Origin of the sequence: Serratia sp. JSRIV006 (assembly GCF_019968685.1) — a bacterium.
In the GTDB taxonomy this organism is placed as follows: Bacteria; Pseudomonadota; Gammaproteobacteria; order Enterobacterales; family Enterobacteriaceae; genus Chania; species Chania fonticola_B.
The window spans coordinates 1,843,263-1,858,494 of sequence record NZ_CP074137.1 but is presented as its reverse complement, the minus strand read 5'-3'; the positions used below and the strand labels follow the sequence as shown (position 1 = coordinate 1,858,494).

General features: G+C 55.3%; 10 protein-coding genes. All 10 read right to left on the bottom strand.

Going from position 1 to position 15,232, the window contains the following annotated elements:
- Positions 1 to 15: 15 nt before the first annotated feature.
- The 10 genes from KGP16_RS08635 to KGP16_RS08590 all read right to left on the bottom strand — a co-directional run bounded on the left by KGP16_RS08635 (position 16) and on the right by KGP16_RS08590 (position 15,145).
- Positions 16 to 1,035 carry a glycosyl hydrolase family 8 gene (locus KGP16_RS08635; protein ID WP_371822688.1) on the bottom strand — a complete coding sequence of 340 codons (1,020 nt, stop codon included), beginning with the start codon at positions 1,033 to 1,035 and terminating at the stop codon, positions 16 to 18.
- A gap of 2 nt (positions 1,036 to 1,037) precedes the next feature.
- Entirely contained in the window at positions 1,038 to 1,523 is a 486-nt protein-coding gene (gene bcsD, locus KGP16_RS08630; protein ID WP_021180504.1) for a cellulose biosynthesis protein BcsD, read from the bottom strand.
- Between the two features lie 2 nt (positions 1,524 to 1,525).
- Complete coding sequence (locus KGP16_RS08625; RefSeq protein ID WP_179248145.1) at positions 1,526 to 5,515, bottom strand: cellulose biosynthesis protein BcsC; 3,990 nt, start codon at positions 5,513 to 5,515, stop codon at positions 1,526 to 1,528.
- Between the two features lie 36 nt (positions 5,516 to 5,551).
- Positions 5,552 to 7,978 carry a cellulose biosynthesis cyclic di-GMP-binding regulatory protein BcsB gene (bcsB, locus tag KGP16_RS08620; RefSeq protein ID WP_209555302.1) on the bottom strand — a complete coding sequence of 809 codons (2,427 nt, stop codon included), beginning with the start codon at positions 7,976 to 7,978 and terminating at the stop codon, positions 5,552 to 5,554.
- Positions 7,975 to 10,086 (bottom strand): UDP-forming cellulose synthase catalytic subunit, encoded by a 2,112-nt coding sequence (gene bcsA, locus KGP16_RS08615; RefSeq protein WP_059200259.1) that lies wholly within the window; start codon positions 10,084 to 10,086, stop codon positions 7,975 to 7,977. The genes bcsB and bcsA overlap by 4 nt, the downstream gene beginning before the upstream one ends.
- Positions 10,087 to 10,103: 17 nt before the next feature.
- On the bottom strand, positions 10,104 to 10,910 hold the full coding sequence (gene bcsQ, locus KGP16_RS08610) for a cellulose biosynthesis protein BcsQ (protein ID WP_037375089.1): 807 nt from the start codon (positions 10,908 to 10,910) through the stop codon (positions 10,104 to 10,106).
- On the bottom strand, positions 10,901 to 11,434 hold the full coding sequence (locus KGP16_RS08605; protein WP_223501158.1) for a cellulose biosynthesis protein BcsO: 534 nt from the start codon (positions 11,432 to 11,434) through the stop codon (positions 10,901 to 10,903). Before KGP16_RS08605 ends, bcsQ begins: the two co-directional genes overlap by 10 nt.
- A gap of 443 nt (positions 11,435 to 11,877) precedes the next feature.
- The gene (gene ybiB, locus KGP16_RS08600; protein WP_209527907.1) at positions 11,878 to 12,831 is read right to left on the bottom strand and encodes a DNA-binding protein YbiB; all 954 of its coding nucleotides are present in this window, start codon (positions 12,829 to 12,831) and stop codon (positions 11,878 to 11,880) included.
- Between the two features lie 37 nt (positions 12,832 to 12,868).
- Complete coding sequence (locus KGP16_RS08595; protein WP_223501157.1) at positions 12,869 to 13,501, bottom strand: FMN-binding negative transcriptional regulator; 633 nt, start codon at positions 13,499 to 13,501, stop codon at positions 12,869 to 12,871.
- A 225-nt stretch (positions 13,502 to 13,726) separates the two neighbouring features.
- Entirely contained in the window at positions 13,727 to 15,145 is a 1,419-nt protein-coding gene (locus tag KGP16_RS08590; protein WP_223501156.1) for an MFS transporter, read from the bottom strand.
- Positions 15,146 to 15,232 lie beyond the last annotated feature (87 nt).

Below are 15,232 nucleotides of genomic sequence, written 5' to 3'. Positions count from 1 at the left end.
AAGCGCCAAGTTACACTAGAGTTGGCTGCGCTGTGCCCAGTAGGCCAGCAGGTGCAGGCTGGCAGAATAGTAATCCTCATCGGGTGCCAGGCGATCTTTTAGCGGCCCCCGATCCCCCACCGTCAGATCCCTGACCGCCCTCATCCCCTGACTTTGATTATAGTCGGAGCGCTGGCCGCTCAGCACATCCAGCCAGGCTGGTGTCGCCCGGCGATCAAAGCCGCGCCAAAAGCTGGCAAACGGACTCAGTGACAGGCTGTCAGCCTTGTCCCAATAGAGATAGAGCGGAACCCGCACCGCATCAAAACCAAATCTCGGCGCCCAGTCGCTGGCAGGAGCCATTTGCCCATTGGCCTGAAGCGTAACCCAGTCGCTGGGCAGATGCTGTTTGCCAAAGCGCATTCTGCTGACCATCGTCATGCTATCGTCGATGAGCTTTTTCCACGCTGGCAAATGGCTTTCCTGGTAAAACGCGTGCCAGGCAGGAAAGACAAAATAGGAAGGATTAACGATCACCGAACCGTTTTGCCTGAAACCGTTAGCACCAGGTAACATCACCCGATATCCGGCATAGTCGATCACGGTATGTTTGAGCAGGGCTTGCTGAATCTGCGCCGAGGAGGTCAAGTAGGCAGGCACATTCCAGCGTTTCCCGGCCTTCAACAAAGCCCAGGCGATTAAGATATCGCCATCGGTGGCATTATTTTTATCGGCTATCGGCACCGCTTTCCCCGGCTCATAGCGCCAGGAAAACAGGCCGATATCCTGGCGATACAGGGTGTTGCGGGTCCATTGCCAGAGGTTGTCAAACGCGGGGCGGTCGTCATTGTAAACCGCCAGCAGCATGGCGAATCCTTGCCCCTCGGTATGGCTGATATTGTTATTGCCGGTATCGACAATCCGCCCATCAGCTAATAGAAAACGCTGTTTGTATTGCACCCAACCGCTGTCGGCAGCCTGCGCACCAAGGGAAAACATCAACCCCAGCCAAAGCAGGAGTACGTGGAGCCTACCAAACCTGCTTTTCGTCATCATGTTTACCTGCGTTGCTCGTTTCTGTAGCAAAAGACCAGGGTGTTATCCTTGGCCGGGCTGTGCCAGCGCAGGGAAACATGCGGTTCTCCGCCCTGAGCCAGCAGCCAGGCGTCATAGGCCCCCTCAAGCACCGTGGCAAAAGAGAGTGCCCAGACGTCCTCGTTGGCCGGATCGGCACTGTGCGGGTAGGCATAATGAGTCAGGATCATCTGTTCGCCATTCGCCTCAATCTGCACCCTGCCCCAGTCAAACTGACGTAGTAAGGCATTGAGAGCATCCTCCAACTCTCCCACCGTTTCCGCCTCAGGTAATGGCAGCTTCTTCGCCAGGTTGCTCCCCATCAAACGCAGAAAATCGCGGCTATCCGCAGCATCAGCAGAAGCCAGGATGCCGGAGAACACCACTTCGATCAGATCCTGCCAACCCGCCTTAAACTGACGCTGGCGATAATAATCAAGCTCATACCAGGTAGTGTTAATATCTTGCATGGTTATTTTCCATCTAACAGATATTTAAAATAGAGCAAAGCCGTGCTCTCGGAATAGCTGCCGAAAGTGTCATAACCCAACTGCCCCCCAACCAACACGCTTGGCGTGACCTTATAGGTTCCCCCCGCCTTCAGGCTGTAACCAATGCCACTCTTGTCCTCGCTGGCATATCTGGCCTCTTTGCCGTACCCCTGGCTGACCAGGCTTTCCAGTTGAGACTGGAGATTCGGATCGTTCGGGTAGTACAGGCTTTCCTGATTGTTATAGGTCTGATAACCGACGTTGCCGCTCAGCATATAGGTGAAGTTATTCTGCTTTTTGGTGTACTCCACCGGCAGCGAGATGCTGAGATAGTCCTGCGGGCTGAAGTAACCCCCTTGGCCATAGCTGAAATAGCTGAGGTTTTTGTCAAAATCCATATAGTTGACGTTAACGCCCACCTTCAGCTCGCTATCATCATCCTTATAAGGGCGGATGTAGGCTCCAAGGATGCCGGTCACGCTATGGTTATCTGCCACGTTGTCACCCACGTAGCTGTAATATCCCGCGCCACCGTAAGCTCCGAGTACGCCATCATCGTATCCAAGATTTACGCCACCGCCGTTCTTGGTCACCGCCCCCCATTTCTTGCCGGTGATGGTATCTTCGGTCCCGACATAGGAGAGCAGGCTATCTTTTACCGCGCGGCGTTCAAGCGTCATATCCAGCGTTGAGTGCTCGGTCAGCTTGGGTGACCATTTCACGCCACCCACCACCGAACTGATGCCGCTGCCCATTGGCGTACTGCCTACGTCCAGCTTATAGCTGTCGCCGCTTAACGCTAACGCCAGTTCAACCCCGGTATCTTGCTGCTGCCCCGGTGAGTCGGCATAGATATCGTTAGGGCCAAAGGTTTTCGGCTGCGTCACCAGGCCCGCCAGCGTCTGCCTTTCGTTAAAGGCCTGATCCTGCGCCACCGTGGCGGCGGCGCACTCTGGCGAAGTGGCGTCAATAGAACACAGGCTATCGCGGGTGGCATGCAGTTGCTGATAGCGCAGATCGGCGGCCTGTGCGGCAGCAATCGAGTTCTGTGAGGCAATGACGGAGGCCTGAGTTGCGGCCTCGATAGCCCTGGCCTGTTGCAGCGCCCCGGTACCAAAACGGCTGTTGGCGCTGTCGGATGGCGTCCCGGATTTCAGCATCACCGGCGTCACATCAACACTGAGCCTGCCATTATCGAACGGCATGCCTGACAGAGTGATCGGGCTTCTCACTTCCGTGATATTACTCAGGCCATTTTCACCACTGCTGTTATCGCGCAGAGAAATGTTTCCCTGTACCCAGGTGGCAGTCTTGTCCTGCACCTCGTCCATCAACTTATCAATCTGCTGCAAGGTAGGATTTTTCACCACCGCCGCAGGAGCACTAGTGTAACCCGGGGCAGCAACCTGCCAAGGCAGCACCTCACCGTAAGCCGAGGAGGAGGTATTCACGCTCGACGATACCGTGCTCTGCGAGGCAAACGGGTTATCCGCCAGCCGCAAACCGCCAATCACTGCCGGCCCCCCGCCTGGAGCACCTGTTACGCCATTGACCCGGTTTTTCGCCTCGCGCAGAAACACCATCGCCTGTGGATAGTTGCCGTCCGCTTGAGCAACGCGCGCCGCCAGCAGCAACTGATCCGGCGTTTTAAGCGCAGGCAAGCCGCGCAGCAACTGTTTGGCCCGATCGACATCGCCTTCGGACAATGCGACCCCAACGGCACCTTCGCGCGCCCCCTGGTTCAGACTGTCACGGCTGAGCAGGTAGTTGTAAACCTGCCCGGCCTCTTTGTTCATATTGCCAGACTGATAGAGTCGCCCCATCGCCAGCATGATATCGGTATTTTGCGGGTCGTTTTGCAGCGCGCCGATCAGCTTGTCATACGCGGCGCTGTACTGCCCCTGCAAACGCAGTTTATCCGCCTCATTGATCACGCTGCCGTTGCGCAGTTGGCCAATCTCGCGGGTTGAACTGCGCGCCCGCAGCGCCGGGTTATTCAGCCAGGCATCGGCCTCCTGGCTTAACCCAGCCTGATTGAGCACCGCGATCTGGGCCGCGTAATCGCCCGCATTCCCTTTAACCCCCAGGCGCATGTTGTCACGCACCAGTTGGACCGCCGTTGAGGTATCCCCCACCGTCATCAAATCTTTTGCCAGTTCCCCAAGGGCCGCGGGTTCAGTCGGCGGCTTTTGCGCCAACTGCCGCAAGATGACCGCTGCGCTGGCCGTGTTGCCCTGGCGAAGATAACTTTCTGCACTGGCCCGCTGCTGGTTGGCCGATGCAGTGGCCGCCAGAGCCCGCATGCTGCTGTTCTGCCTCCCTTGCGGGATACGCGCCATCAGGGTGGACACGTTCAGCCAGTCGTTACGTTCTGAGGCAAACAGCGCTGCCGCATACAGGCTGTCTGGCGAAGCGCCAACCTGCATCAGCGGGGAGATCAAGGTTTGCGCCTGCAACTCTTGCCCCTGTTTGTTCAGGATGCGTGCCATATCCAGCCGCACCCAAACGTTCGATGGCTGCTTTTCCAGCGCCTGTTGCAGGATCATCATCGCTCGCTGCGGATCGCCATTCTGCATGGCAGCCTCGGCCTGCCTGCGCTGAGGATCGACATTCACCCCCGCCACTGCCTGCGAGACTTTAGGCCGTTGATCGGCTGGAATAGTTTGCAGTATCTGCGCAGCTTCCGGACCTTTATCACGCTGTTGCTGCAACAGATAATACAGCCCCAGCCTGGCATCATTATTCTGCGGATTTTGCGTCAGCAAGCCGCGATACATCTGCTCAGACGCTGTGAAATCCCCTTTCTTGCGAGCCAGGTCGGCCCGGAACAGCGTCGCCGCATTGCCCTTATCCCCGGTGGCTCGGCTCAAGGGCGCACTGATCGCCAAGGCTTCATCCAATTGCCCTGCGTTGGCAGCCTGCTTGGCTTTATCCAATGTCGCATAAAACGCCGCTTCCTGAGCCAAGGCTCCCCACTGCGCACTCTGTGGGCCGCCCTGTTTTGCCGCCTGGGTGAGGTAGTTTTCTGCCTGCGCGAAGTCTCCGCTGCGCATCGCCGTAAATCCCATCCCGGCCAAAGCATCCGCATCATTCGGGTTGCTCGCCAGGATAGCGGCAAACTGATCCTTGGCGCCGCCCAGATCCCCTTTATTCAGTTCGGAGAACCCAACGCCTTTGGCCGAACCGGCAATAGTCTGCTGATAATAGCCAGCCACGGCCTTGTCCTCCGGGTGCCGTTGCTGATAGGCATCATACAGCGGCTTGTCTGCCGGCAGCGGAGCCAGCCACAGCAGCGCCTGTTTCAACGCCTGGTCCGCTTCATTATTGTTCGGGGCCATCGCTGCCAACATATCGATCCCCTCACGGCGGGTCGATTCCTGATAGGTCAGCACCTTGCCCAGTACCACGCGAGTTTGCGAGTCATTGGGTTGAATAGTTAGCCGCTGCTTGAGGCCATCAATCGCCTCCTGCCTGCCAGCGGGTGACCCCGCCAAGGTGAGGTAATACTCGTTGGCGAGGTTATCGATTGGTGTCTTGCCGTTGAACACCGCCTGATAGGCCGCAGTTGCCTGGGCAAACTCCCCCTTGGCCGCCAACTGCCGAGCCTGCGCTAACAGATTCTTGGAGACCGACGGAGCGGCTTCGGTGTTACTCAACGCCTGGAGACGGGGATCGTTGGGCGCAACTGCACTCAGTTTTTTGCGCCAGATTTCGGCTTTGGCCTTATCCCCGCCCTGCATGGCATACAGGGATAGCAGATACATTGCCTCGGCGTTGTTCTCGTCGATCAACAGGATTTTCTGCAACGCTCCCTGAGCCAGTTCGTCATGCGATTTGTCATGCCAGTAAGCCGCCTGTTGAAACAGGGCTTTCAGCGCCGGGTTATTGTCATCCGCCAGCGCCGACACCGAAAAAATCGTCAGCCCGGCCAGGGAGACCCAATACAGTTTCTTTTTCAGCAATAGGTTCATTGGCGGCTCCTGTCTAGCTTCTGGTCGAGACGTGCTTTAACGTTCATCTTCTGCATCTCTCCCCAGGCGTTTGGCGGCGTGCTTGCGTAGCAAAATATACAGCCCCAGCCCCAACACCACGGAAATCCCCAAACCAGTCAGGGATAAAAGCACCACATGTTTACTGGCATACCAGATAAAGATCAGATACCAGGGCAGTTCCCCGCTCGGGAACTGTTCGCCAACCTGGAAACTGCGTACGCCGTTCTGATCGGTGATCACCGCCAGATCGCCACGCACCCCAGCGTTGATCCGGGCCGATTTCAGATCGCCATAGATTTTGTTCAAGCCATCGTCGGAAGAGGCGCTAGCCACCACCACCACCCGTTGCGGATCCCAACCGGAACGGAAGCTGAAAAATCCACGCCAGTCCGTCAATGAGGAAAGATAGCGATCGGCGTCGATGCCCTGGGTTCGCCAGTTACCTTTCAGGTAGGACTGCAATTTTTCCAGCGTAGACTGCGCCTTCACCACCAGCCCGCCGCTATCGTTTAGCGCAAAAGGCACCTGTTGCAACAGCCGCTGATAGAAGGCGCTCTGCGCCAGTGAGGCGACCACCAGCACGTCTTTGCCCTTGAAATCGTCCAACTCGCTCTCGTTGCCCCGCAGGCCAAAGCGGATATCCACGTTGCCAATCGAGCTGCCGGTAGCCGCACCTGAGCGAGCGGTCAGGTTCAACAGCATGCGTACTTCGCTGGCCGTGGGTTTTTCCGCCATTAACAGCACGGTTTGCGAAAAATCTGCCAGCTTGGAGAATGGGAAGGAAGCCCCGACGTAATACGAGAGATTGGGCAACTCGGTGAAATGGTAGGTATCGCTCAGATCAATATACGAGTTGGGCCCGATATGGCTCTTGAGGGTATTACTATCCGCCGGATCGCAGGAGGTACCGTTTTTCGGCACGATAGAGAAATAAAGCTCCAGCATGTTGTCGCCGTAAATCAGATACGGTGGCAGGGCCAAGATGTATTGTTCCTGGCGAATGTCGCCGCCAAACTGGTGCCACAGCAGCTCCAGCAGTCCGTGTTTGTTCACCGAAAGGTTACGCAGGAAGGTGCCGTTCAGCGTGGCGCTGAGCTGGGATTTATTCTCATCGATCCAGTTGTCGGTGGGGAAACGGTAGTTGATTTGCAGCGGGACGTTTCTGCCATCCCACATAAACAGGTCCGGGGCGGCACGAAAAGCAATGCGCACCGCATCATGGTAAACGCCAGTGACGGTCAGTTCCTCATTACTGGCCACCAGCTTATCAAAGCTGACCGGCTTGCTGGTATCGATCCAGCGCGGGGCGTCATAGGGCTGGCGCAGCGGAATAGTCACCGGCTTCACCGCCAGCGACGCGGTTTTCTCCGGCAACGGCTGGCTGACCAGACGATAGGCGGCCTGGCGCATCTCGGTGGCGTTACGCCCCATCACCAGCAGCAGCTTGTAAACCGGGTTCAGCGGATTATCAATCATCTGGATGGTAGGTCCATCGGCCTGTGGCAGAGTCAACTGGCCAATCTGCTCGCCGGGGCGCGCAAAGATAATGCCGTTCTGCTCAGGCAAGCTGTCCTGCAACACCTGGAAGTTCAGGTTGTTATGGCGCGTAATTTTCCCCAGATAAGAGCTGACGATAGCGGCTGCGGCCACCTCTTCCGGCCGTTTTTCCTGGCCGAAGATCACGTCCACCAGGGTGGGTTGCATGGCCTGAGGATCGAAGAACGGGTTAGGGAATCGGCCAAGGTTCGGGCTGATATTCAGCACCTGGTTTTCCAGATGCAACTGGCTGGTTGGCAGCACCTTGAGCCAATACTTATTGGCCGCCCCCTTTTCGCACAACATGGCCGCATTGCTGCCGTTGCCGATGCTGAAACTCAGGTTGTTGCGCGCCACAATCATCGCGGCAGGGATTGGCACCTGCAAACTCACCTTGGCTTCTTGCAATTGGTTAAGCTTCTGGGTGCTCAAGGGTTGTCCATTGAGCATCAGTTGCAGTTCGGTATCGGTTCCCATCAGCGCTGGGGAGATTTCGAGATCCAGCACCAGATTGCCGTCCGTCACCACCCAATCCGAGGGTAAGGTAAAGGTGAAGCCGGACTGCTGCTGCCAGTTGCTCAACGTCAAGCCATTGCTCTGCCCCATCTCGCCCACGCTGAGCGTAGAAGCAACCGACTGGTTGAAAACGGTGGCCGGCGGCGAAGCGATATCAAGCGGAGCTGTTTGCTCAGCACTGCCCGGCACTGCCCCCGCTGGTTGAGCATCAGTTGGCCGCGGCAAAGTCGGAAAACCTGGTACCTCAACACTCTCGCTGGCATAAGGCGTTGCAGGCTGCGGATCGGCCGCTATCGCCAGACCAGAAAGCCCCATCCCCAACATCAGGCCGCTGACCAGGGCAATGAACGTAGATCTGCCTGTCGGCAACTTGGTTTTCACCCGGCTCATAGGGCTTGTTCCTTATCCCGCTTTAACTCAGGCCGTTTCTGCTGCTTTTTGGCCCGCCGATCGCGCCAGGAAAAATAGAACAACTCGAAAATGCAGCGCAGGACGCCCAGCAACGAACGCAGTGGCCGATCCTGTGGGAAAGGTTTGGTCTGGATCCAGGCATCCGCGCGCGCCAATACCACCCGTACCAACTCCCGCCGTTTTTCAATCGGCATCTCTTTGAACATTAAGCGGGTCACCGACTTGTCGGCATCGATCAGCTCTACCGGGAAACTGACGGCGCCGGACTTGAGCGATATTTCCACCTCTTCGATCGGATCGTTGAGGAAACGTTCGTCCGGCGTTTTCAATTTGACCCCGCCCATCGAAAGATCCAGGGTTTCGGTACGCATCGCCGCGCCGCTGGCAAAATACAGCACCGCAGGCAAAGTGGCATCGATACGGATGGTTTTTCGGACCTGGCGTGTTTCCCGCGCTACGGCAATGGCGGCCAGCAGGATAATCATACTGAAGCTGGCCCAGGCGATGTTCAGCATAATAACCTGCGGGTTGGCTCCATAGTGATCCGGCATCAACAGGCGGATCACCCCCCAGGCGGTACCGATTAACAGCAAGGACACGGCGATAATATGCGGCCGGACAATATGGAAGTCGAAATAGTTAACGTCCAGCAACGCGCCTTTATCCGTCACGTTAAACTTGCCGTGCTTTGGCGAGATCATCGTCAGCAGGGTTGGTATTACCAGATGGAAACACATCACTGTCTCATAGATTTCCCCCCAGAACGAATAACGATAGCGCCCGTTGGCTCTGGAGTTGATATAGATAGACATCACCAGATGCGGTAACACATAGGCGAAAATCAGCCCGGCGGAGGAGGCAATGATATTGAGGTTGAACAGCAGATAAACCAGCGGAGCCACGCAGAATATCACCCTGGGTAAGCCGTACTGGAAATGCAGCATGGCGTTCAGATAGCATAAACGCTGCTGCCAGGTCAGGCCGCGCCCCAGCAAGGGATTATCCACCCGGAAGATCTGCGTCATGCCACGCGCCCAGCGGGTACGTTGGATCACGTGCAACCCCAAGCGTTCGGTAGCCAGCCCGGCGGCCAATGGCAATGCCAGGAATGCCGTGTTCCAGCCCCGGCGCTGCATCTTCAAAGCGGTATGGGCATCTTCGGTCACGGTTTCTACCGCAAAACCGCCCACCTCTTCCAGCGCCGAACGGCGGATCACGGCACAGGAGCCACAGAAGAAAGTGGCGTTCCAGTTATCATTACCCTGCTGCACCGGCCCGTAGAACAGTGCGCCTTCGTTAGGGACTTTGCTCGCCTCTGACAGGTTGCGTTCAAACGGATCCGGGGAATAGAAGTAGTGCGGAGTCTGGATCAACGCCAGGCGCTCATCCACCAGGAAGCTGCCGACCGTCGCCTGCAAGAAGGCGCGGGTTGCCACGTGATCGCAGTCAAACACGGTGATCAATTCACCCTGCGTCACTTTCATCGCGTTATTCAGATTGCCCGCTTTGGCATGGTGGTTATTGTTGCGGGTAATATAGCCTACGCCCGCATCGGCACAGAATACGGCAAACTCATTACGTTTGCCGTCATCCAGCACGTAGATTTTCATTTTGTCTTTCGGATAGTCAATGCACTGCGCCGCCAGGATGGTGTCGCGCACCACGTCCATACTTTCGTTGTAAGTAGGAATATAGACATCTACCGTTGGCCATAGCGACGTGTCGTCGGGCAGCGGTTCAATAGTGCGTTTTAATGACCAGGTGGTCTGAATATAACCAAACAGCAATATCACCAGGGCATACAGCTCGGTGATAAACAGGGCAATACCTAGCACAGCCTCCAGAGTACTGTTGAAATGCAGGGTTTCTGTCGCGCGCCAGTAGATGTAACGTAATGACATCAGGGTCGACATCACAATCATTACCAGGGTAACTTTTTTGCTTTTACTTACCCCTAAGATAAATACGATCGCAATGCAGATCAGGCCAAAGATATACTGATTATCACTGCTCATGGGGGCAATGATAATCAACAGGATAAAAGGTAAGGCCAACAGCAGTAAGAAATAAAAGAGTATTTTATTCATAACTAACCAGACAATCCTTACGAAGAGCCATAAATAGACGTAGTATGATGATACGTCCCATCTCCAACACTAAGCCCTAAAATTACTGCGACCTTTTTACTGATCTGCTCAATATCAAATGCAGCAGCCGACACTGGGCTAATATCCATGATCGCCCGTTGCGATGCATTGGCCTCAGGGACACACTCATCGCGGTGGATGGTACCCAGTAGTTTGTCTTGCAAACGCTGCTCAAAGAAATGGGTCACATCCCTGCTCAACGTACGCCGCATGTCACTCTGGTTGACCACATAATACTCGCCGACCTCATTGCTGGCGGGCGCACTCATAAATTTATGCTGCTCAATAGTGGGCAATAAACTGAGCGATGCGGTATCGGCCAGCAACACCATAATGCGCATGTCCGCCGCGACCTGCATGGCCTGTACTGCTGCGTTACGCCCTGGCGGCATATCGGCAATTACCACCATGCCGGGGATCTTCAGCACCGCACTCAGGCCACGTTGGATAAACATTGGCTCATTGAGCAGGTTGTCATCGAACTGAAGTCGCTGCTCATCGGTGACGTCACCGTAAGGTAAAACGAACAGGTTCGGCCCAACCTTGAGAATAAATTGGCTCCAATCGGATAAACTCGCCGACTGAGCAACAAAACCTCGGTTATCGGAAATAGGCACGCCAAAATGCAGCCTTAACGCATTCTGCGAGTCGAAGTCGACCACCAACACCTTACTGCCGCTACGGGCCAATGCATAAGCCAAATTAGCAGTAACCGTGGTTTTCCCTACCCCTCCTTTCGGAGAACAAACACAAACTAACGGCATGAGGCAATAGACTCTAAAAGTGGTTTGAGTAATGTATTGCGACCGGCATCCATCACCTCACCGGCAGTCGACATTTTCTTGCTGAACATCTGCTTGAAACGTTGATTCTCTGGCTGTGGGGCTGGCGATGGGGTGCTTGAAAGCGAATTAAAAGGGTTACCCTGAGCAGGAAGAGGACGTGAGCTTTCCGGCTGGGCATTTTTGTTAAGCTTAGGCTCCGCCGGAGGAGCGAAACGATCAAAATTATGAGGAATGTGGCCGGGCAAGGCGCTATTTTCTGTTATCACCGTCTTGGGTTGTACAGGTGGTTCGCCTGCTAAAGGTGCGCTGGAAAAAAGATCCGTACCAGCGATCGGCGTTGGCTGCGAGCTGTTGGTAGGGACACCCCCATTGCCTGCTACCTGCTCAACAATAGACCAGCGATACGGCGCCGATGCTACATCGTCTCGGGGAAACTCTTTATAATCAATCCCTTTGAGATTTGTCTTATCTTTAAATCCTTGGACATCATCATATTTACTCATAATCCCGACCTATAAGCTTACGCTTGGCACTGTATGAATACATACAAATCACGAATGTGAAATAGCGTGATCTATAACCCAAATACAGAATGGAAAATCGTCTATGTATTTTAAGCGCTTCTCTTCTTATGATTTAGATAGAGTAGCTTACAAGTCCTTTTTTACAACCAAGATGGAGCAAACCTCCGTCATCGATGGAAAGTCATGCAAGACCCCAAAAGCTGGTGAGCTGAGTGTAATCTACTTCTTTAAAGTTATACACTGAGTTTTAAACGTTTTTATCCCGTCTTATCACATATCCCACCAGCTTATGCCATAATTTAAGTGGTTAGTAATATATAGTCTGGTATTGGAGATTTTTTTACTTAAAATAACCAACATAACAGTGATAAATACTCGGAGCGAAGGTATTCACCCCGAGTAATAGCAGGTAATAAGGGAGATTATCGCAACCTGACCAGCCCATGCTCCAATGTCTCCACTTGGCCGGTAGCGACCAGGCAGCAGGCAACCTGCCGAGCGATAGGCTCGGGAATGGCAACCTCACCAGCCAGACAACGTTCCGTCCAACGCGCCGTAGTTGCGGCATCCTTGGCGGCAGGCACCTCAGCCAACGCATCCTGTTCTGGCCGTTCCAGCAAAATCTGCTGCTGACCACCGACGATATAGTGGATTTTTGGACAGCGTTGCGGATTGGCGTAAGCCTCCCCTTCGGTACCATGCATCAGCAATCCCCGTGCACCGATCTGGCAGAAAAATGAGGCAACGCGCTCGACGTATTCCGGATGAGAAACGCTGGCGATGCGCAGCACGTCCTGCTCACCAAATGGCGTCGCCAATTTTGCCAGGGTATGGGCGCTGTTACGCACGCCCATCTTCCAGCGCAGGCCAAGCTGTTTTTCCAACGCTGGCGCAAGCGCCGACACGGGGATAAACACCGCATCTCCGCCGTCCAAACGCCGTTGGGCAGTCTGGGGATCTTCAGACCACGGCACCCCAAGCTCACGGAAAATCTCTGCGCTGGTGACACGCGTGCTGTCGTTTACTACGCCGTGAACCAAGACCGGCAACCCTACCCTGGCCATTAACAGCGCCAGTAACGGCGTCAGGTTGGCCTGTTTACGAGCGCCGTTGTAACTGGGTAGCACCACCGGCATCGGACGGCCCTGTGGGGGTTGCAACCGCATCACCTGCTGTTGCATTGCCTGATAGAAGCCAAGCATTTCCTCCTCGGCTTCTCCCTTGATACGCATGGCAACCAGGATGGCTCCCAACTCCAGGGGCGGCACAGCATCGGCCAGCATCGCCTGATAGAGCTCAAAAGCCGTTTGCCGATCCAGATCGCGCGCATGGTTCTTGCCACGGCCTATTTCTTTGATAATTTTGCTGTAATCCATCGTTCGCCCTGCAGAAAACATTTGCACTAAGCATACCTTATCCGCGACGGCGCTCAACCTCATCGGCAAGTTGCTGCTGGCAATCGTCACCGGCTCGCAGGCCGTCGATCACCCCGTCGATATCTTCAGCGCTGCGGTTCTGGCTCATTTTCCATTTCCCTTCACGCCGGGTGACGGCGATTTCGATGCCGATAATGCCTTTGATATTGGCGGCAATATACTCCGCAGACGCATCGTCAAGACGCCAAGGTTGCGGCTGGTTACCTTCATGCACCGCCGTCAGTTCCGTCAGCAACTGACGCAACCAGGCGCTATCTTGCGTGACCGTTGGCGTTCCCCACATGTGTACGGCGGCATAATTCCAGGTCGGCACCGCTTTGCCAGTGCGCCGCTTGGTTTCATACCATCCCGGCGAGATATAGCCTTCGGCCCCCTGGAATACTATCAGGCATTCTTGCCCGGCTTGCAGCACCGACCAATGTGGGTTACCTCGCGATAAATGCGCCCTGAGTGTCAGTTGCCCTTGCTCATCGGTATCTATCAGAAAGGGGATCGGATCCGCCATCAGCCCTTGGGGTCCCTGGCTAATGAGCATCCCCAGTGGGTTGGCACGCACCAAGGCTATCTGGGCGTCCAAATCGTCTTCACGGAATGACGCTATCTGGTACATGGCTGACGTTCTCCTTATTTTATTGCTGAGAGCTTGCGGATATAGCGAGATCTAGTGGATTAAGGAAGTATCCGCAAGCATAAAATAGAATGATGTATTCCCCGTCATACATGGCATGAAAAATGGGGATCTATGTCGCTATAGCAGCGATCGCCGTAGCAGTGGGGTTCCGGTGATAACTGATAAATTACAACGCAGCGCCGGGCAAACCGGCGCAATAATGCTTTAATCGCCCCTAGCTAGCTGCCGATGGGTGAAGATCAGCAAGACCAAAGCAACCAGCATCGCCAACAGGCTGTAACCCATGGCACCAGCAAAGGCGCTGGCATAATGCTGTGGATCTGCGCCCCCGGCCAGCAACGGAACAAAGAACATGCCGCTGGCCGCAATCCCCAGAGCACCGCCTACCTGCTGCACCGTTGACACCAAGCCAGCCGCCATACCGGCCTGATGCTCCTTCGCCAAGCCAAGCACCCAATTAAGCAATGGCGTCATACTCAATGCCTGGCCAAAGCCCAAAATCATCAGGCCGGGTAAAAGTTGTAACGGATGGCTGAACGCTCGCCCCCATAGCACCTGCACCACCAGCAATACCATGCCACTGGCGTAGACCACCCCCCCGCCTGCCAACACAATATTCCCCCAACGTTGCAACCAGCCCGGAGCCAAAAAGGAGGCCAGCATAAAGGCGGCACTGGCCGGAGCAAACAGGCAACCCGCCTGGAACGGCGTCAGCCCTATTCCGGCCTGTAGCAGTAGGGCAAAACAGAGAAAGAATGAGGATGCGGTGGAGTAAATCGCCAGCACAATTACCGTGCCGCGGGCAAAGTGACCTTGGCGAAATAGCGCCGGATCGAGCACCGCATCACCGGAGTGACGGGCAAGTTGCCGTTCCCAACGCACAAACCAGGCTAACAGCGCCACTGCCAGCACCATCATCGGCACGGTCCACCAAGGCCAGTGACGCGATGGGCCTTCCAGTAACGGGAACAATAGCAGCAGCAAACCGCCAGCGGCCAGCAGCAGACCTTTAGCATCCAGCCGCTGCGCCTGCTCCAGCCTTGACTCCGGAATACGTCGTGCCGCCATCACCGCCAGCACGCCAATCGGCAGGTTGATCAGAAAGATCATGCGCCAACTACTGCCCAGAATATTGGCCTCGATAATAAAACCGCCCAACACCTGGCCACAAATCGCCGCCAACCCCAGCGTCATCCCCAAACGAGCAAAGGCTCGCCGCCGCTGCTCTTCGCCATACAGTACGCGCAATAAGGCATAAATTTGTGGAAACAGCAGCGCCGCCGCCGCACCTTGCAAAAAGCGGGCAACAATCAGCACCCACAGCGAACCTGCCAAACCGCAAAGCGTCGAGGTCAGCGCAAAAGCCAACATGCCATAGCTAAACATACGCCGCCGACCGAAGCGGTCTCCCAAGCGTCCGCCAGCAATCAGCAAGATGCCGAAGGCCAGTTCATAACCAGCGATAATCAGCCCAACTTCAGCAAAGCTGGCGTTGAACTGTTGCTGGATCACCGGCACCGCTACGTTAACCACAAACAAATCGAACATGGTGACGAACCCACCGAGTAACAACACCGGCAGCCCCGGTAATCCGGCCTTTCTGTCAGACAAGGTATGCTCCATAACGCCTCCTGATAACATGATGGCGGCAGTATGGAACATGCTTTAAACTGTTACTATATAGCCAATTATACTATTACCAAGAGTAAC